1 protein-coding gene is annotated in these 228 nt (G+C 47.4%); it reads left to right on the forward strand.

What is annotated here, in order from left to right:
- Positions 1 to 228: HEAT repeat domain-containing protein (locus Q4528_RS16755; protein WP_303522948.1), on the forward strand; the 228-nt coding region annotated here is incomplete at both ends.

Consider the following 228-nt stretch of genomic DNA (forward strand, 5'->3'; position numbering starts at 1 on the left):
GACTATAGTTTGCTTGAAGACTACGTAGCCGAGCAATCAGAAGCCATTAACAGCAACCAAGATCACCAGCGAAGCCTAGCCTTATATGCCCTTTCACAAACCAATAATTATTTGGCGGTACCGTTAATCCAGCCCTTACTTAACGACCCTAGCGCATCGATTAGAGTCGATGCCTTAATGGCCTTACGAGCTACGGGAAAAGGTACTCATGCGGCGATTGCCCAAGAG

The sequence above is a fragment of the Staphylococcus pasteuri genome, assembly GCF_030547725.1.
Classification (GTDB): domain Bacteria; phylum Bacillota; class Bacilli; order Staphylococcales; family Staphylococcaceae; genus Staphylococcus; species Staphylococcus pasteuri.